General features: G+C 60.0%; 22 protein-coding genes and 1 tRNA gene. 12 read left to right on the top strand and 11 right to left on the bottom strand.

Going from position 1 to position 21,867, the window contains the following annotated elements; all coding sequences use genetic code 11:
* Nucleotides 1-34: 34 nt before the first annotated feature.
* On the bottom strand, nt 35-409 hold the full coding sequence (locus CCGE525_RS19515; RefSeq protein ID WP_245472046.1) for a pyridoxal-phosphate dependent enzyme: 375 nt from the start codon (nt 407-409) through the stop codon (nt 35-37).
* Between the two features lie 34 nt (nt 410-443).
* Here CCGE525_RS19515 and CCGE525_RS19510 point away from each other — a divergent pair, with 34 nt between their 5' ends.
* On the top strand, nt 444-890 hold the full coding sequence (locus tag CCGE525_RS19510; RefSeq protein WP_120705721.1) for a GNAT family N-acetyltransferase: 447 nt from the start codon (nt 444-446) through the stop codon (nt 888-890).
* Between the two features lie 231 nt (nt 891-1,121).
* On the opposite strand, the gene dxr is transcribed toward CCGE525_RS19510, so the two are convergent.
* Complete coding sequence (gene dxr, locus CCGE525_RS19505) at nt 1,122-2,315, bottom strand: 1-deoxy-D-xylulose-5-phosphate reductoisomerase (RefSeq protein WP_120705720.1); 1,194 nt, start codon at nt 2,313-2,315, stop codon at nt 1,122-1,124.
* Between the two features lie 207 nt (nt 2,316-2,522).
* Between dxr and CCGE525_RS19500 the strand changes: the two genes are divergently transcribed.
* Entirely contained in the window at nt 2,523-2,789 is a 267-nt protein-coding gene (locus CCGE525_RS19500) for a BON domain-containing protein (RefSeq protein ID WP_120705719.1), read from the top strand.
* Between the two features lie 225 nt (nt 2,790-3,014).
* On the opposite strand, the gene CCGE525_RS19495 is transcribed toward CCGE525_RS19500, so the two are convergent.
* Nucleotides 3,015-4,199: a metallophosphoesterase family protein gene (locus tag CCGE525_RS19495; protein WP_120705718.1), complete on the bottom strand. Its 1,185-nt coding sequence runs from the start codon at nt 4,197-4,199 to the stop codon at nt 3,015-3,017.
* A 189-nt stretch (nt 4,200-4,388) separates the two neighbouring features.
* Here CCGE525_RS19495 and CCGE525_RS19490 point away from each other — a divergent pair, with 189 nt between their 5' ends.
* Entirely contained in the window at nt 4,389-4,706 is a 318-nt protein-coding gene (locus tag CCGE525_RS19490; protein ID WP_245472045.1) for a DUF3307 domain-containing protein, read from the top strand.
* 539 nt (nt 4,707-5,245) lie between these two features.
* Here CCGE525_RS19490 and CCGE525_RS19485 read toward each other — a convergent pair.
* Both CCGE525_RS19485 and CCGE525_RS19480 read right to left on the bottom strand, forming a co-directional pair.
* Nucleotides 5,246-5,322: transfer RNA gene (locus tag CCGE525_RS19485), tRNA-Arg, on the bottom strand.
* Between the two features lie 119 nt (nt 5,323-5,441).
* Nucleotides 5,442-6,602 carry a M20 aminoacylase family protein gene (locus CCGE525_RS19480; RefSeq protein WP_120705717.1) on the bottom strand — a complete coding sequence of 387 codons (1,161 nt, stop codon included), beginning with the start codon at nt 6,600-6,602 and terminating at the stop codon, nt 5,442-5,444.
* Nucleotides 6,603-6,817: 215 nt separating this feature from the next.
* On the opposite strand from CCGE525_RS19480, the gene CCGE525_RS19475 reads away from it, so the two are divergent.
* Nucleotides 6,818-7,984 (top strand): D-alanyl-D-alanine carboxypeptidase family protein, encoded by a 1,167-nt coding sequence (locus CCGE525_RS19475; RefSeq protein WP_120705716.1) that lies wholly within the window; start codon nt 6,818-6,820, stop codon nt 7,982-7,984.
* A 13-nt stretch (nt 7,985-7,997) separates the two neighbouring features.
* The gene (locus CCGE525_RS19470; protein ID WP_120705715.1) at nt 7,998-9,209 is read left to right on the top strand and encodes a CobW family GTP-binding protein; all 1,212 of its coding nucleotides are present in this window, start codon (nt 7,998-8,000) and stop codon (nt 9,207-9,209) included.
* Between the two features lie 234 nt (nt 9,210-9,443).
* Here CCGE525_RS19470 and CCGE525_RS19465 read toward each other — a convergent pair whose 3' ends face one another.
* The 5 genes from CCGE525_RS19465 to CCGE525_RS38370 form a co-directional block, all read right to left on the bottom strand.
* Complete coding sequence (locus tag CCGE525_RS19465; RefSeq protein ID WP_205587479.1) at nt 9,444-9,668, bottom strand: sulfurtransferase TusA family protein; 225 nt, start codon at nt 9,666-9,668, stop codon at nt 9,444-9,446.
* A 1-nt stretch (nt 9,669) separates the two neighbouring features.
* Complete coding sequence (locus tag CCGE525_RS19460) at nt 9,670-10,953, bottom strand: L,D-transpeptidase family protein (RefSeq protein ID WP_120705713.1); 1,284 nt, start codon at nt 10,951-10,953, stop codon at nt 9,670-9,672.
* A gap of 230 nt (nt 10,954-11,183) precedes the next feature.
* On the bottom strand, nt 11,184-12,137 hold the full coding sequence (locus CCGE525_RS19455) for an acetyl-CoA carboxylase carboxyltransferase subunit alpha (RefSeq protein ID WP_120705712.1): 954 nt from the start codon (nt 12,135-12,137) through the stop codon (nt 11,184-11,186).
* Nucleotides 12,138-12,200: 63 nt separating this feature from the next.
* The gene (gene xerD, locus CCGE525_RS19450) at nt 12,201-13,157 is read right to left on the bottom strand and encodes a site-specific tyrosine recombinase XerD (protein ID WP_120706503.1); all 957 of its coding nucleotides are present in this window, start codon (nt 13,155-13,157) and stop codon (nt 12,201-12,203) included.
* A 14-nt stretch (nt 13,158-13,171) separates the two neighbouring features.
* Nucleotides 13,172-13,339, bottom strand: a complete 168-nt coding sequence (locus CCGE525_RS38370) for a hypothetical protein (protein WP_162950222.1) — start codon at nt 13,337-13,339, stop codon at nt 13,172-13,174.
* A 160-nt stretch (nt 13,340-13,499) separates the two neighbouring features.
* On the opposite strand from CCGE525_RS38370, the gene CCGE525_RS19445 reads away from it, so the two are divergent.
* From CCGE525_RS19445 to CCGE525_RS19435, 3 genes are read left to right on the top strand one after another with little or no spacing between them, the layout of a single operon-like run.
* The gene (locus tag CCGE525_RS19445; RefSeq protein WP_120706502.1) at nt 13,500-14,090 is read left to right on the top strand and encodes a shikimate kinase; all 591 of its coding nucleotides are present in this window, start codon (nt 13,500-13,502) and stop codon (nt 14,088-14,090) included.
* Nucleotides 14,087-15,214 (top strand): 3-dehydroquinate synthase, encoded by a 1,128-nt coding sequence (aroB, locus tag CCGE525_RS19440; RefSeq protein WP_120705711.1) that lies wholly within the window; start codon nt 14,087-14,089, stop codon nt 15,212-15,214. Before CCGE525_RS19445 ends, aroB begins: the two co-directional genes overlap by 4 nt.
* A complete protein-coding gene (locus CCGE525_RS19435; protein ID WP_120705710.1) occupies nt 15,214-16,524 on the top strand; it encodes an HlyC/CorC family transporter in 1,311 nt (436 codons plus the stop codon). The genes aroB and CCGE525_RS19435 overlap by 1 nt, the downstream gene beginning before the upstream one ends.
* A 4-nt stretch (nt 16,525-16,528) precedes the next feature.
* Here the strand turns inward: CCGE525_RS19435 and CCGE525_RS19430 are convergent, their stop codons facing one another.
* A complete protein-coding gene (locus tag CCGE525_RS19430; protein WP_120705709.1) occupies nt 16,529-16,816 on the bottom strand; it encodes a BolA family protein in 288 nt (95 codons plus the stop codon).
* Between the two features lie 106 nt (nt 16,817-16,922).
* Between CCGE525_RS19430 and CCGE525_RS19425 the strand changes: the two genes are divergently transcribed.
* The 4 genes from CCGE525_RS19425 to CCGE525_RS19410 all read left to right on the top strand — a co-directional run bounded on the left by CCGE525_RS19425 (nt 16,923) and on the right by CCGE525_RS19410 (nt 21,859).
* The gene (locus CCGE525_RS19425; protein ID WP_120705708.1) at nt 16,923-17,543 is read left to right on the top strand and encodes a J domain-containing protein; all 621 of its coding nucleotides are present in this window, start codon (nt 16,923-16,925) and stop codon (nt 17,541-17,543) included.
* Between the two features lie 308 nt (nt 17,544-17,851).
* Nucleotides 17,852-18,841, top strand: a complete 990-nt coding sequence (cobS, locus tag CCGE525_RS19420; protein WP_104824541.1) for a cobaltochelatase subunit CobS — start codon at nt 17,852-17,854, stop codon at nt 18,839-18,841.
* A gap of 21 nt (nt 18,842-18,862) precedes the next feature.
* Entirely contained in the window at nt 18,863-20,755 is a 1,893-nt protein-coding gene (gene cobT, locus CCGE525_RS19415) for a cobaltochelatase subunit CobT (RefSeq protein ID WP_120705707.1), read from the top strand.
* Nucleotides 20,756-20,839: 84 nt separating this feature from the next.
* A complete protein-coding gene (locus tag CCGE525_RS19410) occupies nt 20,840-21,859 on the top strand; it encodes an esterase-like activity of phytase family protein (RefSeq protein WP_120705706.1) in 1,020 nt (339 codons plus the stop codon).
* Nucleotides 21,860-21,867 lie beyond the last annotated feature (8 nt).

The following is a 21,867-nucleotide window of genomic DNA, read 5'->3' as shown; positions in this document are numbered from 1 at the left end:
GCGACGGGAGCCGTCGCCCCGCCGCAAACAACGATCAGGACTCGCTCATAACGCGCCAATCGATAGGCATGTGCATATGCGACGGCCAAGCTGCGCCGCAGGCCGGTTCCACGACCACGCAATGATCGTCAAGGAAGCGCATGCATGCGTTGACTGCAGCTTGGTCATCCACGACTACGCAATCAACGGGCAGCGTCTGCGTAATCTCGAAGGCCCGCTGGCGGACCTTTCGGGCGCCAAGCGACGTCGCGATGCTGGTGATGGCGGGTAATTCGGTTATCTTGCCGGCTTTCACGGAGACGGCCAGGGAAGCTGCGCCCTCGGTTTCGGCGGCGATGATTGAAATATTTTGAAGGCCGTTACGTGCCAGATAAAAAGCTTGGTTGCTCCGACTCGTTCCCTCTTGCATTGTCCTGTCCGTTTAACAGGTTGAGGGATAGGCCATGGGCGGGATCGAAATCAAGGTGGCAACGGGAGCGGATGTCGTGGCGTTGGCGCGGCTGATGGCCGAGCTGGGCTATCCGACTTCGCCGGGCGAGATGGCTGCCCGACTCGAGCGACTAAGTGGCCGGGAGGAGTATGCCACGTTTGTCGCCGATGAGAATGGTTCGCTTGCGGGTATGATTGGCCTATCTCTCTCTCCAACGCTGTACCGAGATGATCTCGATGGCGCCATCGTAGCCCTCGTCGTTTCCTCGAATTTCCGAGGCAGAGGGATCGGCGGACTATTGATCGATCACGGCGAGCGCTGGCTCTATGACCGCGGTGCCCGCCTCGTGACAGTGAAACCCAGCGCCCGCCGCGACGACGCGCATCGCCTCTATAAACGTTGTGGATACGAACATACCGGCTTGAGATTTACTAAAGTGCTGGAAGGGCTCGGCGGATAGATCGCTCGCTGGCCCGATCCGCCGTTATCTTCTTGACAGATCAGAACCTTAGCTAGGGGACGGGATTCGAGCAGCGGAGTTTCGAGATGAAGTGCCATAGGAGGCCCTGTCCAGAATGCGACGTTGGTGATGGCCTACCGAATATGTTGAAAGCTTCCCGCCAACAACACATTCGCCGCTGCTGGTGAGAGCGGTCATCTGCTTCCGACTTTGCACCTTTTCGCGGCCGGCTTACGCAGCCCTTTCCCTTTGCTTTACAAACGCGGCGGCGCGGCGGCGGGCTTCGTCATCGGCGGCAAAGACCGCATCCATCGTTTCGGCGCTGCCGATAGCGATCATCTGGTCCATGACCGCTTCGGCGATGTCGGCCATGTCCAGGAAACCGATGCGTTCGTCCACGAAGGCCTGAAAGGCAATCTCTTCGGCGGCATTCATGACGGCGCCCTGCAGCCCGCCGCGCTCCAGCGCGGTGCGCGCAAGACGCAGTGCGGGGAAACGAACCTCGTCCGGCGCTTCGAAATCCAGCCGGGCCAATTTCGCAAAATCCAGCCGGTCGACATTGAGTTTTGTCCGAGACGGATAGGTCAGCGCATAGCCGATAGCGGTGCGCATGTCCGGACAGCCGAGCTGCGCCAGCACCGAGCCGTCCGTATAGCCGACCATCGAATGAACCACGGATTGCGGATGGACGATAACCTCGATCTGATCCGGACCGACATTGAACAGATGCTTGGCCTCGATCATCTCCAGTGCCTTGTTGAACATCGAAGCGCTGCCGATGGAGACCTTCAGGCCCATGGACCAGTTTGGATGGGCGCGCGCGGTCGCCGCCGTGACATTGGCCATCTGCTCTCGCGTCCATGTGCGGAAGGGGCCACCCGAAGCAGTCAGGATGATGCGCTCCACCGCATGCTGCTGGTCGTCTTCCAGTGCCTGGAAAATCGCGCTGTGTTCGCTGTCCACCGGGATCAATCGCCCGCCGCCTTCGCTGACTGCACGAACGAAAAGATCGCCGGCGGAAACCAGGCATTCCTTGTTGGCGAGCGCGATGTCGGCGCCCCGGCGTGCAGCCTCCAGCGTCGGCGCGAGCCCCGCCGTGCCGACGATCGCCGCCATCACCCAGTCGGAAGGAATGGAGGCGGCTTCGATTAGGGCATTTCTGCCGGCGGCCACGGCGATGCCGGTGCCGGCAAGCGCGTCCTTGAGCGCCAGATAGCGGTCTTCATTGGCGGTCACGGCAAGTGCTGCGCCACAGGCCTTCGCCTGGCTTGCCAAGAGATCGATATTGTCGTGTCCGGTGATTGCGGCGATATCGAACGCTTCTCGTCCGCCCAGTTGGGCGACGACGTCGAGCGTGTTTTGGCCGATCGAGCCGGTCGAACCCAATATCGTCAGGCGCCGCGGCGCTTTGCTCCCGGTTGTCATTTCCAAGTATCCGCATCTTGCTGTCTTCGCCTATGGCTCTACAGGGGATCGCAAAAGGCGGCAAGTCCGCAGGCACGACGGCGAGGCTCCGCTCGCGGTCCATCACTCCCGAAATTACTGATTTTAACAGTAATTTACAGGCATCTTATGAACCAATAGGCGGATACCGCGTTTCCCCGTCCTGCAGAAGTGCCTGGAGATGGGGCGATGGTTTTCAAAGCGGCAACGTTTCATGGTGTCGAGCCCAAAATAGAAAGCGAAAATGCCAGGCGCTCGGCGCTGGAATCCGCCGTCGCGAATGCTCTCGCCGTCGCCGGCGGCCTCGACGCGTCCGACGTCACAGTCGTCGCCGCAGGCCAGGAAATCCGGCTCCATGGGACGGTGGCGACACCGGAAGAAGTCGAACGCGCGACCGCAGTTGCCGAGGCGGTCCCGGGGGTGAGGCTGGTGTGGAATAGGATCGAGGTGGGGTGAGCTTATTAAATTTCCCAACCGTCGAGGCGACCATTTTCCATAGCGATGCCAAGAACTTCGCGTTTTTCGCAGTCCTGCAATGAAGGCATCAGCCGGGTTGAGCGCCTGCTCAAGTGTTTTACTGCGCTTGACGTGCTTGCTCAGCCACCGCTGCTGCTTGATGGATAGGTCGAAGTGGGGTGGCCGGCACCCGCTACAGTGCCGACCACGCAACGCTTTGTGCTTCTACAATGTCGGAACAGATTTTGGGTTTGGCAGCACCACGGGCGCGGTGGGGTAACTGAAACTGTCCCCAGCAACGACTTGATCGTGCCGGTCGACTTCTGTTGTCTGGCCGGCGATCTTGTCCTTGTCGACAGTCAACGTCAAAAATCCCCATTTCTTGTCGGCAGCATATCGAAGAACGGCACCTGTATCTGGCGCAACATCGCCCACATTGGAATGGACCGAATGGAGATTGTGATATCCCCCATTGCCGCAGACGATGAAAGGAGTAGGCCCGTCATCGGAGATTTTTTGCTCAATTCGCTGATAGTCGTGAACGTGACCGGAAAGAACCAGGTTTGGCACACGGCCAGTGTCTCGAATAGCATTCTCGAGCACGTCAGCCATCTTCGAGCTGCCGCTGTGATAGGCGTCGAATGAATATATTGGGTGATGCAGGGCAAGAATAAGAGCGCGATCTTGCGGAGCTGTTGCGAATTCGTGAGTGACCCATTGCTGTTGAACTGAGTCGATCGAGCCGCCCTCAGGTACGTTCGTGTACATTCCGATGATCGTCGCAAAGGGCGTTATCAAGGTCCAATAGACGTTTGGGAGGTTCATTTGCACCCGTGGACAATCCTTGGAGATCGGGTCCACGTCTGGCTGAGCCTGCATGAAATAGTTTACCCAGCCGTTCAGTGACGCCCCAGTGCTGGGATCGTCGACCTCACCGTCATGATTTCCGGGAATGGAGAATATTGGTATGTCGTAGTGGGCATATGGTTCGTAAAACTGAGCATAATAGTCATCTCTTGCGCCGGTAAAATAAACAAGATCACCGGCGTGATAACAGAAATGCGGTCTTTCATCGGCGGGGTTGGCGAGGTCACGAATCATCAAGGCTGCGACATTGTTTTGGAACTCGCCGTCCTGAACGCCGCCACTATCTCCTACCACATGAAAGATAATTCGGCCCGCTTTTGTGCACTCCTGTTGAATTTCCGGGAAATGGTCAGCGATATCATAATGGTATGGAACTAGGCCAAGGGGACGTGGAAGCGGTTGAAAGCTGGTATTGCGATGGCTTACGGGATGAAGGGGGCTAACACCTGGATGCGCCTGCGAATGTTTTGCCGGTGGCGTTGGTCTCGTGGCTCCGGCGAAAAAAGGACTGTTTAATCTAGCTCTGCCTGGTACTCTCGACATTTGCAATCCTCCGATTAGCGAGTGATCTGGCAGATCTGCTTAGGTTTAAGCATTGGCAGCAATCAGGCACATAACAGTGTTATATTCAATCAATGATGCGCGTTATACGCGTTCCTCTCTCATTTGTTACTTGATGGTACTTGGGGGCAGACGAAACGGTGGTTCGCGAAATAAGCAGGTAGGCCTTGCATGGAACAAATATTGACCACGGCGCTGATGTTGCTCGGCGCGCATTGGGTTTGCGATTACCCGCTGCAAGGTGAATTCCTTGCTACAGCAAAGGTCAAGGGACCGCTGCGGTTCTATCATCTCGTCGCTCATGCCGGCATTCATGGGGCGGCAGTGGCGTTGGTGACCGGTAACGTCTGGCTCGGCCTAGCGGAATGGCTGGCCCATACCGTCATCGATGAGCTGAAAGTGAGGGGTAAAACGGCGTTAGCCCTTGATCAGACCCTTCATATTGTCTGCAAGGCCGTTTGGCTGCTCGTTGTCTTTGGAAAGCTCTGAAGTGGTTTGTCGGGCTTTCCGCTCATAAGCGGAAGCTAAGTGGGTCAGGCGGTTATGTATCCTTCAGGTTCTTATGATGCCAGTGCGAGTACCAATTGGGTCGAGCGCAGCGTGGAGTCGTTGAGCATTGAGGGCGCAACAAATTGATGGCCTTGTATATGCTTCCTGTGCCAAAGGGCGGCTTCGCTTCGATGCCTTCATTTTTCGCGACATGTATGCGCGCGCGCTTGGGAAGCCCAGGCCGATGCTCATACGCAAAAAGGGCTTTCCTAGTTGGCGGACCAGGAAAGCCCTTAATCTTTGCCGCAGGATGGGGCGGTTCTGCGACTCAGATCAGTCAGAACATTAATTGTTATTGGGGCGGATGAAATCGGACTGAAGCCCGAAGCTCAGCCGGACTTTGGTCTGACAACGTGTTGCAGTCCATGTCGCTGGATTTACCATCATCGTATTGCGATGCCTGGAAACCGACGGAAGCGCATTGCAACAAGATGCAACACGTCACGAGCGAAATATGAATGTTAAGCTCCTGAATTTAATGGTGATCCCGACGCGATTCGAACGCGTGACCCTCAGATTAGGAATCTGATGCTCTATCCTGCTGAGCTACGGGACCACTCGCATTGATCCATACAAAAGCAAGGGCCGGAAGCCAAGCCCTTTTGCGTCTTGGAGACAATCTGCTTTTGCATGCTCCGTGCGCCATGATCAGGCGCACGGGAAGATGGTCACGCCTCAGTTGTTCAGGCGTTGCTCGGCGAGCCGCACCCAGTAGGAGATGCCGTGGGCGATGGCTTCGTCGTTGAAGTCATAGGCCGGGTTGTGCAGGCCGGCGGTGTCGCCGTTGCCGACGAAGATGAAGGCGCCGGGGCGGGCGTTCAGCATATAGGAGAAATCCTCGCCTCCCATCATGGGATCGACGTCTGGGATGACGTTGGCCGGGCCGGCGATGTCGCGCGCGGCGGCAAGCGCGTGCTCGGTCTCCTCGGCGTGGTTGACGGTAACCGGATAGTTTCGGTGGAACTGAATATCCGCTTCGGCGTCATGACTGGCGGCAATGCCGCTGACGATCTGCCTGAAGCGCTGCTCGGCGAGATCGCGGATCTCCGGGTCGAGGGTCCGCACGGTGCCGGCGAAGCTGGCGTCATTCGGAATGACATTATATGCGTTGCCGGCATTGAACTTGGTGACGGAGACGACCACCGACTTCAGCGGGTTGGCGCTGCGCGAGGCGATGAGCTGCAGATTGGTGATGATCTGTGCGCCGATGGCGATGGGGTCGATGGTCTTGTGCGGCATGGCGGCATGGCCGCCGCGGCCCCTGATGGTGATGGTGAACTCATCGGTCGCCGCCATGATCGCGCCCTTGCGGATGGCGAACTGGCCGACCGGCAAGCCCGGCAGATTATGCATGCCGTAGACTTCCTCGATCCGGAAGCGCTCCATCATGCCGTCCTTGACCATGGCATCGCCGCCGGCGCCGCCCTCTTCGGCCGGCTGGAAGATCACGGCGATATTGCCGTTGAAATTGCGGGTCTCGGCGAGATATTTCGCGGCCCCGAGCAGCATGGCAGTGTGGCCGTCATGGCCGCAGGCATGCATCTTGCCGGGCGTGGTGGAAGCCCAGGGCTTGCCGGTGATTTCGGTGAGCGGCAAAGCGTCCATGTCGGCGCGCAGGCCGACCGTGCGGCCTTCACCCTTGCCACGGATCAGGCCGACGACGCCGGTGCGGCCGATGCGGGTGACGACTTCGTCGACACCGAACGCCCTGAGCTTCTCGGCGACGAAGGCGGCGGTGTTTTCCACCGCATACATCAGCTCGGGCCTGGTGTGGATATGGCGGCGCCATTCGGTCACTTCGTCCTGAAGTTCGGCGGCTCTGTTCAAAATCGGCATGCTGATTTTTCCTGCTGCTCAATATCGGATTCGGGTCTAGCAATTTGGTTTGGCACAACCTCGGACGTCACATCGCACCTTTTGATGCCGTGCGCGCGATCACAAGGCCGTGATGCATTCGTAATAAACTCGTCAATCGCCTTTGCCTTCTCCTAGCCATATAGGTTAAATAGGCGGAGCTTTCGAGAAAATTCCGGACTTCTGAAGGATAGACCGTGCCGACGAAGCAAAATCGTTTGTATGCCGCCATGCGGCTTGTTCCCATGGCCGCAGCCGCATCCATGCTTCTCCTGTCGACCGCGCATGTGGCGGAAGCCAATCCGCATATTCTCGTCGATGTCAGCACCGGCCGCGTACTCGATCATGAAGAAGCCTTTCGCAAGTGGTATCCGGCCTCGCTGACGAAGCTGATGACGGTCTATGTCACCTTCCGCGCCATCCAATCCGGCCAGATCTCGCTCGATACGCCCGTCGTCATGTCCAAGCTTTCCTCGTCGCAGCCGCCGGCGAAGATGTATTTCAAGCCGGGCCAGAAGATGACGCTCGACAATGCCTTGAAGATGATGCTGGTCAAATCCGCCAATGACCTCGCCATGGCGATCGCCGAGACGGTCGGCGGTTCCGAGCAGGGCTTCGTGGCACGCATGAATGCCGAAGCAGCTCGCCTCGGCATGCATGATACGCACTACATCAATCCGAACGGCTTGCCCGGCAAGGGTCAGTACACCACGGCGCGAGATCTTGCGGTCGTGAGCGTCGCGCTGCGCCGCGAGTTCCCGCAATATGCCAGCTATTTCTCGCTGGAAGGCTTTACCAACGGTGTCAAGCAGGTGCCGAACATCAACATGCTCATTGGCCGCTTCGACGGCGCCGACGGCATGAAGACCGGTTTCATCTGCGCTTCCGGCTTCAATCAGATCGCCTCGGCCACCCGCAACGGCCGCACGCTGATCTCCGTCGTTCTCGGCACGGATAGCCTTGCGGCACGCGCCGACGATTCCGCGAATTTCCTCGAAAAGGGTTTCGAGAACCAGTTCCCAGGGCGGGACACGCTGGCAAGCCTGCAGCCGGATGGGCCGGCGCAGGACGAGGTCGCCGACGTCACTGCCGATATCTGCAGCGCCAAGGGCGCAAAGGCTCGCAGCGAGACACGCGACCCCACGGGCCGCACGAAAGTGCTGTCGCCCTATATCCACGAAATGGATCACGATCCAAATTTCGTCTATGCCGGCCTGATCGGCGGCCAGGACGTCGCAACTGCAAGCAAGGGCGACCAGGACGATACGACCGCGAAAGGCGACAAGGCCACAAAGGCAGACAAAATTGTCGCCAGGAGCGATGTCGTCGGCATACCTATCCCAATGCCACGTCCCACTTTCTGATCGGACCTGAACCATGAGCGTTCCGCAGCAGAGAGTGCCGGTTTCGATCCTCACAGGCTTTCTCGGAGCCGGCAAATCGACATTGCTGAACCGCATCCTCAAGGATGCAGAGATGCGGGATGCGGCTGTTATCATCAACGAGTTCGGCGATGTCGGCATCGACCACCTGCTGGTCGAAAGCTCCGGCGATGCCATCATTGAGCTCTCGGATGGCTGCCTCTGCTGCACAGTGCGCGGCGAGCTGGTGGATACGCTGGCGAACCTGATGGACGCCATGCAGACCGGCCGTATTCGGCCGCTGAAGCGCGTCGTCATCGAGACTACCGGCCTTGCCGATCCGGCGCCAGTGATGCAGTCGATCATGGGCAATCCGATCATCGCCACCAATTTCGACCTGGACGGCGTGATCACCGTCGTCGATGCGGTGAATGGGCTGCAGACGCTCGATAATCACGAAGAGGCGCGCAAGCAGGTGGCGGTCGCCGACCGGTTGATCGTATCCAAGACCGGCCTGGAAGGTGCGGCTTCCATCGGTATGCTGGAAAGCCGGCTGAGGTCGCTTAATCCGCGGGCGCAGATGCTGAATGCCGACAGCGATGAGGCCGGCCGCGCCGCCATTCTCGTCAACGGCCTCTATGATCCGGCCTCCAAGATCGCCGATGTCGGCCGCTGGCTGCGGGACGAACTGGAGGCGGATGATCACGATCATCATCATGACGACCATGGGCATCACGAGCAGGAACACGGGCACGATCACGATCATCACCATGACGGGCATGGCCACCACGGCCACGGCCACCATCATCATGGCCATCGGCATCAACATGCCCATGACGTGAACCGTCACGACGAGTCGATCCGCTCGTTCTCGATTGTCGAAAACCAACCAATCGATCCGATCGCGCTGGAAATGTTCATCGACCTCCTGCGTTCCGCGCATGGCGAGAAGCTACTACGGATGAAGGCGATCGTTGCCATGTCCGACAGGCCGGAGCGTCCGGTCGTGCTGCATGGCGTGCAGAATATCTTCCATCCGCCCATGCGCCTGCCCGCTTGGCCCAATCCTGATGACCGGCGCACGCGCATGGTGATCATTACCAAGGACCTGACCGAAGATTTCGTGAAGGGCCTGTTCGACGCGTTCCTCAGCAAGCCGCGTGTCGATACGCCGGATCGCGCCGCACTTGAGGACAATCCGCTGGCTGTGCCTGGGATGAGGTTTTGAGACGCTGACGTCCTGAGGCTGGCGACATCAAGCAACCCGCCTCGCCCTTCGAGGGCTCTGCGAGCCACCTCAGGGTGAGGCTGATCTTTGTGCATTGCCGCCCATAATCAGAGTGCAGTGTCAGGTGTGCCCAAGGAAAGCCAGGCTCGCGCCATCCTCATGGCGAGGTGGGAGGACTGAGCTTGTCGAAGGGCGACCCTCGAACCACGAGGATGGCCCGTTGGCCGCAGCCGATCAACCCTTGCGCATCACGAACCGATGGCCTGTCTCGGTCTTCTCGCTTGCGACTAGGATGTGGCCGTTTTCACTGCAGAAATGTGGAATGTCGATTATAGCCAGCGGATCGCTGGTCTCGACCGTGAGTATTGCCCCGGACGGCAGGCCGCGCAGGCGCTTTTCCGTTTTCAGCACGGGGAGCGGGCATTTCAGCCCGCGCAGATCGTAAACCTCGTCGGTCAGGCTATTCACTCTTGGCCCAGAACTTCCAGAAGGGCGGCTTCTTGGCCGGCTCTGTCTCTGCTGTTTCCACGGGCGGGACTGCATAGGCGAGCGGATTGACCATGGGGTTTGCCATCGGGATCGGCACATTCGCGGGGACGTTGGCTGCCACGGCGATGCCGGCAGGTTGAGCCCCCTGTTGTCCAGCGAGACCCGGAGCGGCTGTCGCCATACGGACGCTTGCAGTGGTCGGATTGGCGACGGTGGCGCCGCGGGCGAGCTGCTGGCCCGACTGGTTCGCCACCATCGACTCCAGATCGGCCACCTTCATCATCTTGCCGGCGGCAAGTGCGGTACCAGTCGGAGCGTAGGCGATATCGTGGCCCTTGCGGGTTTTGGCGACGACGGCCTTGCGTTCGGCTTCGGTCGGATCGTACCACGCCATGCCGTCATATTTCTTCAGCGCTGTGGCGTAGTCGGCGTCATACTGCTTGTCGTGGGTCAGAAGCGCAGTCTGCAATGCCGGTGGGGTGGTCATGACAGGGCATTTGCCGCCGGCGTTGAAGGGGCCACTGGCCTCCTGGTTGAAGACGTATTTCTTCTCGCAGACCTCGACTTCCGGCGGACGCTTCGTCACTTCGAAATTGTCGTAGCCGATCTTCAGCATCTTCCAGAATTCGATGTTGGGGCTGAGGCGATGCTTGACCATGTTTTCCGCCGTCATGCGGAAAGGAAATGCCTCGAGCTGGACTGCCTTCTGGCCGCCCTTGAAGGCGTCGCGTGCGAAGGCATAGATTTCCAACACCTCCTGGTCGGTCATCGAATAGCAGCCCGACGACGAGCAGGCGCCATGGATCATCAGATTGGCACCCGTGCGGCCATTGGCCGCGTCATAGCGGTTCGGAAAACCGGTGTTGATGGCGAGATAATATTTGGAGTTCGGGTTGAGGTTGGCCGGTGTCAGCATGTAGAAGCCTTCCGGCGCTTGCCGGTCGCCTTCCTTTACCTTCGGGCCAAGGCGGCCGGACCAGGCGCAGATATTGTAGCTGGCGATCACCTCGAAGCGATTGCTCTGGTTCGCCTTGAGGATCTCCATCACGCCCTCTTCCTTGAAGATGCGGATCATGATCGGCGAATTGCGGTCCATCCCCTTTTTTGCCATGTCGGCGATGATATGGGCAGGAAGCGGCTGCTCGACCTTGTTTTTAACCGTCGACAGGTCGACCGACGCCGATTCCAGCGTGTCGTTACAGCCAGCGAGAGCCAGCGCCATCAGGGATATGTAGGCGAGGTGACGGATGCGCATTCTGACTTAGCCCATAGATGCGAAGAGCGGCCGCACGAACTGTTTCGCCGCCCCAATCGAAACATGAAACAGAATCATAGACGGCTTATACTTGAGAATTCCTTACCAGCCTATGACGCGCCCGCGGCGCACCCGCAAGCTTTTCTTTGCCATAATCGTTTCGATAACAAGAATGTGGCCAAGATTTGGCCTCATTCCCGTTTTGGGTGGTCACGATTCTCGAACTTAAGTTACAGATTGCGACCCATGTTGAGGAATTTCTGACGGCGGTCGCTGCGCAACTGTTCGCCCGAACGGCTGGAGAGTTCGCCGAGCGCGTTGGAAATCACGTCGCCGGTTGCCGCAATCACCGCCTGCGGATCGCGATGGGCGCCGCCGAGCGGTTCGGGAATAATGCCGTCGATAATGCCGAGCCCCTTCAGGTCGTCGGCGGTGATCTTCATGTTGGTGGCCGCTTCCTTGGCGCGGGTGGAATCGCGCCAGAGGATCGAGGCGGCACCTTCGGGTGAAATCACGCTGTAGATCGAATGTTCGAGCATATAGACGCGATTGCCGGTGGCGATCGCGATCGCGCCGCCCGAGCCGCCTTCGCCGATGACGACGGAGATGATCGGCACCTTGGCGCCCAGGCACATTTCCGTGGAGCGGGCAATCGCTTCCGCCTGGCCGCGCTCTTCGGCGCCGACGCCGGGGTAGGCGCCTGCCGTATCGACCAGCGTGACGACAGGCAGCCCGAAGCGATCGGCCATTTCCAGAATGCGGATCGCCTTGCGATAGCCCTCGGGACGGGCACTCCCGAAATTGTGCTTCAGGCGCGTCTTGGTGTCGTTGCCTTTTTCCTGGCCGATGACGGCGATGGGCTGGCCGCGGAAGCGGGCGAAGCCCGCCTGGATGGCGGCATCCTCGGAAAATTTGCGGTCGCCGGCCAGCGGCGTGAATTCCGTAAACAGCGCTCCGGCATAGTCGACGAAATGCGGGCGCTGCGGATGGCGGGCAACCTGCGTCTTCTGCCAGGCGTTGAGCTTGGAATAGATATCGGCCATGGCCTCGCGGACGCGGATCTCGAGCCGGCCGACTTCATCGGACGTGTCGATGCTCTCGTCTTCGCTTGCCAGCTTCTTCAGCTCGTGAATCTTGCCTTCGAGATCCGAGATGGGTTTTTCGAAGTCGAGATAATTGTGCATGAGGTGCGTTTCCGATCCTTTTGCCCGTGACGAGAGACGGCACGTATAGCCTGTGTGCCGGTCCTATTCCTGTTTTTTGGCCTGTTTGGCAAGGGGGTGATGCGTTTGCACCAGTTGGTGAAGCCGTTCTTCCAGCACATGTGTGTAGATTTGTGTGGTCGAAATGTCGGAATGGCCGAGAAGTTCCTGCACCACGCGCAAGTCCGCGCCATTGGCAAGCAAGTGGCTGGCGAAGGCGTGGCGCATGACATGCGGCGAGATCATCGAGGGCGTCAGCCCGGCACGAATGGCGAGATCCTTCAGGTCGCGCGCAAAAACCTGCCGCGGCAGATAGCCCTGCTTGGAGGCTGCGGGGAAGAGCCACGGGCTTTCCGGAACCGGCTGTTTGGCGTTCGCCGCTACCTCTGCCTGCCGCCGGCCGTATATCTTCAGTGCAGCGATGGCCGACTGCGACAGCGGCACCAGCCGCTCCTTGTTGCCTTTGCCGCGGATCATCAGGAAACGCCCTTGCTGGTCGAGCACTTTGGCCGGCAAGGAAACGAGCTCGCTGACACGCATGCCGGTGGCATAGAGCAGCTCCAGCAGAACCAGCATGCGCAGATGCTGTAACTGATCGGGGCCTTCCACGGCCGCTTCCTGTTCGGCCTGGGCGAGAAGACGCGTCACCTCGTCCATCCCCATGGTTTTCGGCAATGCGCGCCCCTTCTTCGGCGCGTCGAGAATGCCGGTCGGATCATCCGTGCGCAGACCTTCGGCATAGAGGAATTTGTAGAACTGGCGCATGGCCGACAGCCGCCGCGCCTGCGACGATGGCTTGAAGCCCTGGCGCGAGAGGCCGGAGAGGTAGGCGCCAAGATCGTTCGATCCCGCTTCCGTCAGGCGGACCTTCCGCTCGGACAAAAAGGAATGGAGATCGTCGAGGTCGCGCTCGTAGGACTGCAGCGTGTTGACCGCCGCGCCACGTTCGGCGCTCATCATTTCCAGGAAGGCTTCCATATGGACGCGGCTCAGATCCTTCACCATGATCTCCGCGCTTACGGCTTCACAGAGCCGGTAGACGGCGGGTTGATGCGTTCCGATGGTATGCGGATCGTCACATCGCGCGGCTGCGGGTCGACGAAGAGCACGAGCGCCCACATTGCTCCATAGACCGATCCGGCGATCACCGCACAGATGACAAGGAAGCGAAACAGGGTCGGCATTTAGAAACTCTCCTCGTCCCAATCATTGGTCCGGCGATATATTGTAATCCTATCTGCCAACCGTTAGCGGAAGGATATTGCAGACATGTTTATGTTGCGGCGTCTTGACGCTACAGGCGCATTTGACGATACCGTTTCCAAACAAATTGTGAATGGCCCGATGAGTGAACAAGTGCTGACCCTTGCAGAAAGCCTTAGAGACAGAGCGCGCGTCGTTTTGGGCACGCGCAATCTTGTCCTCGTCGGGTTGATGGGGGCGGGAAAATCCTCGATCGGCCGGTTGGTCGCGCATCAGCTCGGCATTCCCTTCGTCGATACGGATATCGAGATCGAACGCGTGTCGCGCATGACGATTGCCGAGCTGTTCGAGGCTTACGGTGAAGCGGAGTTCCGGGCGCTGGAAACGCGGGTGATCAAGCGGTTGCTCAAGGGCGGCCCCCGTGTTGTTTCCACCGGCGGCGGCGCCTTCATCAACGAGCGTACGCGCCGACACGTCAAACGGAGCGGCCTGTCGATCTGGCTGAAGGCCGATCTCGACGTGCTCTGGGATCGCGTCAGCAAGCGCGACACCCGGCCGCTGCTCAAAACCGAGAATCCGAAACAGACCCTCGAAAATCTGATGAACGCGCGCTATCCGATCTATGCGGAAGCCGATCTCACGGTCTTATCCCGCGATGTGGGCAAAGATGTCATGGTCAAGGAAGTCCTTGCCGCCATCGTCGAGGGGAAAGAAGAAAGCAAGACACCATGAATGCGATCACACCGGCGTCGGAGCGCCTCGTCCGCGTGCCCCTCGGCGAGCGCGCCTATGACATTCTGATCGGCCCCGGCCTGATTGCGCGCGCCGGCAAGGAAATCGCAGCAAGACTGAAAGGTCGCCGGGCTGCAGTCATTACGGACGAAAATGTCGCCCCGCTCTACCTCGATGCGCTGATTGCGAGCCTCCAAGAGGCCGGTATTCAGCCTTCCAAGCTGGTGCTGCCGGCCGGCGAGAAAACCAAGAGCTTCGAGCATTTGATGGCCGTCTGCGATGCCGTGCTCACAGCCCGTGTCGAGCGCAACGACGCCGTCATCGCGCTCGGGGGCGGCGTGATCGGCGATCTCTCTGGCTTTGCTGCCGGAATCGTGCGCCGCGGCGTCCGTTTCGTGCAGGTGCCGACCTCGCTGCTGTCGCAGGTGGATTCGTCCGTTGGCGGCAAGACGGGTATCAATACCCATCACGGCAAGAATCTGATCGGCGTCTTCCATCAACCCGATCTCGTGCTTGCCGATACCGACGTGTTGAATACGCTCAGCGAGCGTGAATTTCGCGCCGGCTACGCCGAGGTCGCCAAATACGGCCTGATCGACAAGCCAGATTTCTTTGCATGGCTGGAGGCCAACTGGAAAGAGGTGTTCTCCGGTGGTGCTCAGCGCATCGAGGCGATTGCCGCGAGTTGCCAAGCGAAATCCGATGTCGTCGTTGCTGACGAGCGTGAAAACGGGCCGCGGGCGCTGCTCAATCTCGGCCATACATTTGGCCACGCGTTAGAAGCCGCCACCGCTTATGACAGCCGCCGGCTGGTGCACGGCGAGGGTGTTTCGATCGGCATGGTGCTGGCACATGAGTTTTCCTCGCGCCTCAATCTGGCAAGCCCGGATGATGCCAAGCGCGTCGAGACACATCTGAAGGCAGTCGGCCTGCCGACGCGGATGGGCGACATCCCGGGTGAGCTGCCGCCGGCCGAGGTGCTGATGGACGCGATCGCGCAGGACAAGAAGGTCAAGAGCGGCAAGCTGACCTTCATCCTCACCCGCGGCATCGGGCAATCCTTCGTCGCCGATGACGTTCCTTCCTCCGAAGTTCTCAGTTTCCTAAGGGAAAAACATCCGTAATGACGCTTCAAGGCACGCTGGCTGTTCTGTGGGAATATTGGCCTGAGATCATCTCGATCATCGTGCTCGTGCTGCTTTCGGCGTTTTTCTCCGGTTCGGAAACCGCGTTGACGGCGGCCTCGCGCAGCCGCATCCATACGCTGGAGGCGAATGGCGACAAGCAGGCGGGGATCGTGCGGCAACTTATCGAGCGCCGTGACCGGCTGATCGGGGCGCTGCTGATCGGCAACAACCTCGCCAACATCCTGTCCTCGTCGATTGCGACCAGCCTGTTCCTCGGCCTGTTCGGCAGTTCCGGCGTCGCACTGGCGACGGCGGCCATGACCGTCATCCTCGTCATCTTCGCGGAAGTCCTGCCGAAGAGCTGGGCGATCTCGTCGCCGGATCGTTTTGCTCTCAGCGTCGCCGGTACCGTGCGTCTCTTCGTGGCCGTAGTCGGGCCGATATCGAGCTTTGTCAACGCCATTGTCCGGCGGATTCTCGGCATCTTCGGCATCAATCTCTCCAAGGAGGTGTCGATGCTGTCGGCCTATGACGAGCTGCGCGGCGCCGTCGACCTGCTGCATCGCGAAGGTTCGGTGGTCAAGGCCGACCGGGATCGGCTGGGCGGCGTACTCGATCTTGGCGAGCTGGAGCTATCCGACATCATGGTGCATCGCACGGCGATGCGCGCCATCAATTCCGACGATCCGCCGGAGGTCGTCGTGCGCGCCATTCTCGACAGTCCGTATACGCGCATGCCGCTCTGGCGCGGCACGATCGACAACATCATCGGCGTCGTCCACGCCAAGGATCTGCTGCGGGCGCTGGCTGAGCCGAATGTCGAGCCGGAAAATCTGGATATCTCCAAGATCGCGCAAAAGCCCTGGTTCGTGCCCGACAGCACCAATCTTGAAGATCAGCTCAATGCCTTCCTGCGGCGCAAGCAGCATTTCGCCGTCGTGGTCGACGAATATGGCGAGGTGCAGGGCATCGTCACTCTGGAAGACATTCTGGAAGAGATCGTCGGCGATATTGCCGACGAGCACGATCTCGATATCCAGGGCGTGCGGCAGGAGGCCGATGGTTCGATCGTCGTCGACGGCGTCGTGCCGATTCGCGACTTGAACCGCGCTCTCGATTGGGATCTGCCCGACGAGGAGGCGACGACGATCGCCGGCCTCGTCATTCACGAATCAATGACCATTCCGGAAGAGCGCCAAGCCTTCACCTTCTACGGCAAGCGCTTCATCGTCATGAAGCGGGAAAAGAACCGTATCACCAAGCTCAGGATCAGGCCGGCGGAGACGGAAGAAGGGAAGCCGCAATAGCGGCTTACCACCGCACGGCTTCGCCCGGTGCGGCCGGCTCGATGGCCAGCGCATGCAGCCCTGCATCCAGTTCCGGCTTCAAAAGCTCTGATATCGCCCTGTGGCGGGCAAGACGCGGCATGCCGGTGAACTTGGCGGAGACGATCCGAACTCTTATATGAGTTTCGCCCGTTCCGGTCATGCCGGGCTGATGGCCGGCGTGCATGTGACTTTCGTTGATGACAATGAGACGCTCGGGCGCGAAGGCGTCGGTAAGCTTTTTCTCAATGCGGGATTGAAGTGTCGTTTCCATTTTCCCGCCATCACCTTGTTCGCGAAAAAGGTTCCCACAAAGCCTGCAACATTCCGATTTGTCAATTCTTGTTGTGGGGTAGCTGAGGGCCCATAATTAGGCCGCCATGAGACTCGATTCAAAATACTTCGATCGCATTCGAACCCGCCGCAAACGCGAGCCGGAGGCCGAACAGGCCCCGCCGACGTGCCAGTGGGACGGCTGCGACAAAAAGGGCACGCATCGCGCTCCTGTCGGACGCAATGCGGAAGGGCAGTTCTTTTTGTTCTGCTTCGAGCACGTCAAGGAATACAATAAGGGCTACAATTATTTCTCCGGCCTCTCGGACGGTGAGATCGCGCGGTACCAGAAGGAGGCCATCACCGGCCATCGTCCGACCTGGACCGTCGGCGTCAATAAGGCGGCGCGCAACAGTCCGCTGCATTCTGACGTCCGCTCTGGTTCCTATGCCCGGGTGCGCGATCCCTTCGGCTTCGTCAAGGAAGGGCAGGGCCCGGGACGTGGCCCGCGTTTCCCGCAGGAGCGCAAGCTGAAGACGCTCGAGGCGAAGGCCTTCGACACGATGGGGCTGGGTGCGAATGCCTCCGGGCCGGAGATCAAGAGCCGTTACAAGGAATTGGTGAAAAAGCACCATCCGGACGCCAACGGAGGCGATCGCGGGTCGGAGGAACGGTTTCGCGCCGTCATCCAGGCCTATCAATTGTTGAAGCAGAACGGTTTTTGTTAATTCCTGTCCTTGCTCTCCGCCTTCAATCAGGTATGGTCCAAATCGGCTGAGGCCGCAGGCGACTGCGGCAAGGTGCGCTTTTGGCTGGCTGCACCTCGGCCAAATTTCCGGACGCGGCGTTTCTTGTCCGGGACTCTGTTCAAGAATGCTCGCAAGCGGTCATTTCATCGCGCCGAGGTTTCGCTTCAGTCCCGGAGAAGTATCGCCGATGTCCGACCGGACGGATGCGGGCAACAAGCTGCGGCGTCACGGACACAAATGGCTGAGATTGATATGGCTGGGTGACAGTCACCCGCCTTGGAGACATGATGAGCAAGATTGACCTTGATATTTCCGAGCTTCCCGACACCACTGTTTCGGTCCGCGAAGTCTTTGGCATCGATTCCGATATTCGCGTTCCGGCATACAGCAAGGGCGATGCCTATGTGCCCGACCTCGACACCGACTATCTGTTCGACCGCGAGACGACGCTCGCCATTCTCGCGGGCTTTGCCCATAACCGCCGCGTGATGATCTCCGGCTATCACGGCACCGGCAAGTCCTCGCATATCGAGCAGGTCGCAGCCCGCCTCAACTGGCCTTGCGTGCGTATCAACCTCGACAGCCATGTCAGCCGTATCGACCTCGTCGGCAAGGATGCCATCGTCGTCAAGGATGGGCTGCAGGTTACCGAATTCAAGGACGGCATCCTGCCCTGGGCCTACCAGCACAACGTCGCCCTCGTCTTCGACGAATACGACGCCGGCCGCCCGGACGTGATGTTCGTCATTCAGCGCGTGCTGGAATCCTCGGGCCGCCTGACGCTGCTCGACCAGAGCCGCGTCATCCGTCCCCACCCCGCCTTCCGCCTGTTCGCGACGGCCAACACGATCGGTCTCGGCGACACGACCGGCCTCTATCACGGCACGCAGCAGATCAACCAGGCGCAGATGGACCGCTGGTCTATCGTGACGACGCTGAACTATCTGCCGCATAACAACGAAGTCGATATCGTGCTGGCGAAGGTGAAGTCGTTCCGTACGGAGAAAGGCCGCGACACCGTGTCCAAGATGGTGCGCGTTGCCGATCTGACGCGTGCGGCCTTCATGAACGGCGATCTTTCCACCGTCATGAGCCCGCGTACGGTCATCACCTGGGCGGAAAACGCGGAAATCTTCGGCGATGTCGCCTTTGCCTTCCGCGTGACCTTCCTCAACAAGTGCGATGAGCTGGAGCGGCCGCTGGTCGCCGAGCAATATCAGCGCGCTTTCGGCGTCGAGCTGAAGGAAAGCGCCGCCAACATCGTGCTCGAAGCTTAAGAGAAGAAGAGCCAGCAAGTCATGGCAGGTCGCGGAGACAATTCCAAAGCGAAGCCGGGCGCTCCGGTGGACATGGAGCCGTTGCGTCGGGCAATTACCGGCTGCGTGCGTTCGATCGCCGGCGATGCCGAGGTCGAGGTAGCCTTTGCCAACGAACGCCCGGGGATGACGGGCGAGCGCATTCGTCTGCCGGAGCTTTCGAGGCGGCCGACGGCGCATGAGCTGGCCGTGACTCGCGGTCTCGGCGATTCGATGGCACTGAGGCTTGCCTGCCACGACGCCCGCGTGCATGCCACCATGGCGCCGCAGGGTGCCGATGCACGCTCTGTCTTCGATGCCGTCGAGCAGGCGCGCGTGGAATCGATCGGTGCACTGCGGATGAGCGGTATGGCCGCCAACCTCAACTCGATGAATGCCGAGAAATATGCCAAGGCGAATTTCTCCGGTATCGAGCGGCGGGAGGACGCGCCCCTCGGCGAGGCCATGGCGATGATCGTGCGCGAGAAGCTGACTGGCCAGCAGCCGCCGGCCAGCGCCGGGAAGGTGCTCGACCTCTGGCGTTCCTTCATCGAGGACAAGACCGGCGGCGAGCTCGACCATCTGCTTTCCACCATCAACGACCAGCAGGCTTTTGCCCGCGTGGTCCGCAATATGCTGACGGCCATGGATATGGCCGAGGAATACGGCGACGAGGAAATGGAGCCGGATTCCGACGAGGAGTCTGCGGAAGAGGACAAGCCGAGCGGCGAAGACCAGGACGACCAGGATGTCGAGAGCGATGACGGTTCCGACTCCGCGCCTGCTGAGGACAGCGAAGCCTCCGACGAGCAAATGGACGACGGCGAGATGGATGGCGCCGAAATCTCCGACGACGACATGAGCGAAGAGGGCGAAGAGGATTCGGAGACGCCGGGCGAGACCCGCCGTCCGAACACGCCCTTCGCCGACTTCAACGAAAAGGTCGATTATCACGTCTTCACCGAGGAATTCGATGAGACGACCACGGCGCAGGAACTTTGCGACACGGTGGAGCTCGAGCGCCTGCGCGCCTTCCTCGACAAGCAGCTTGCGCATCTGCAAGGTGCCGTCGGGCGGCTTGCCAACCGCCTGCAGCGCAGGCTGATGGCGCAGCAGAATCGCGCCTGGGATTTCGATCTGGAAGAAGGTTATCTTGACCCTGCACGGTTGACGCGCCTGATCATCGATCCCATGCAAGCGCTTTCCTTCAAGATGGAGCGCGACACGCAGTTCCGCGACACGGTCGTAACGCTGCTGATCGACAATTCCGGCTCGATGCGTGGCCGGCCGATCACCGTTGCGGCCACCTGCGCCGATATTCTGGCGCGCACGCTGGAACGCTGCGGCGTCAAGGTCGAGATCCTCGGCTTCACCACCAAGGCGTGGAAGGGCGGTCAGGCACGTGAGAAATGGCTGGCCAACGGCAAGCCGCAGACGCCGGGCCGGCTCAACGATCTCCGCCACATCATCTATAAATCCGCCGACGAGCCCTATCGACGCGCGCGCACCAACCTCGGTCTGATGATGCGCGAAGGCCTGCTCAAGGAAAATATCGACGGCGAGGCGCTGATCTGGGCGCATAACCGCCTGCTCGGCCGCCGTGAGCAGCGCCGCATCCTGATGATGATCTCGGACGGCGCGCCGGTCGACGATTCAACACTGTCGGTCAATCCGGGCAATTATCTGGAGCGGCACCTGCGCGCCGTTATCGAACAGATCGAGACGCGCTCGCCGGTGGAGCTGCTGGCCATCGGCATTGGCCATGATGTGACGCGCTATTATCGCCGCGCCGTCACGATCGTCGATGCCGACGAGCTGGCCGGCGCCATGACCGAGCAGCTCGCATCGCTGTTCGAGGATCAGGCGAGCCTGCCGCGCATGCGTCGCGCAAGCTGAATATCCTATAATCAAACGCGCATCGGTCCCCGCGGCCGCTGCGTCCGTCGCTTTTCCGTCAGTTGTAAGGCCGCGTGAGAGCCCATGAAACGCCTTTGCCGCGCGACCATGCTTGTTGTAATGCTGCTCGCTGGCTGTGGCCCTGTGGATACCCCGGAGGGTGGGTCTGCGGATATCCATGCAACGGCGATTTCGGCGTTCAAGCCTCGTTCCGAGCAGACACGGTTCGGGGCGCTTGAATTTCTCGGCGGCCTCGAACTCAGCTCCAGCAATGCGCTCCTGGGCGCCCTCTCTGCCATCCGCTTCCGTCCGGATCAGCGTCATTTCGTTTCGGTCCTGGACACCGGCCATTGGCTGACCGGCTCTATCGAGCGCGATGAGGACGGTAGGCTGAAGGGCGTCGTCGACGCCCGCATCATGCCGATGATCGATCGTTTCGGCGAGACGGACGCCGGCACAGGCGCGATGGATGCGGAGGGGCTGGTGCTACGGGGCAACCACGTGCTCGTCAGCTATGAGCAGAATCATCGCGTCGACTCCTATCCCGATCCCGGTTTCGAGACGTCGCCGCCCGATGGCAGCATTCCGATCCTGATCCCGAAGAAGCAATTGCGTGCCAACCGCAGCCTGGAAGCCCTGATGATCGCGCCGCAATCGAGCCCGCTGGCGGGGGCGACGGTGACTGTCGCGGAGCGCAGCCTGGACGATCAAGGGAACATGCTGGCGGCGATTCTGGACGGACCGTTGAGGGGCCGCTTCACCGTGCGCCACTATGACGACTTCGACGTCAGCGACGGCGTTTTTCTACCCGATGGCGATCTGCTGCTGTTGGAGCGGCGTTTCGATCTGGCGCACGGAATCGGCGTGCGCATCCGTCGCATTGCAGGCACCGATATCCGGCCTGACGCGGTCGCGGACGGCAAGGTGATCTTCGAGGCCAATGCCGACGATCAGATCGACAATATGGAGGGGCTGGACGCCTTCAGCGCCGAAGATGGCACGATCCATCTGATCATGGTGTCGGATGATAACCATTCGATCTTGCAGCGGAGCTTGATGCTGGAATTCCGGCTGAGGGACGACAGTCTCGTCAGCCAAAAATGAGAAAGCCC

The sequence above is a fragment of the Rhizobium jaguaris genome, from assembly GCF_003627755.1.
GTDB classification, from domain to species: domain Bacteria; phylum Pseudomonadota; class Alphaproteobacteria; order Rhizobiales; family Rhizobiaceae; genus Rhizobium; species Rhizobium jaguaris.
The sequence above is the reverse complement of the archived record's forward strand: the minus strand, read 5'-3'. Positions and strand labels throughout refer to the sequence as shown.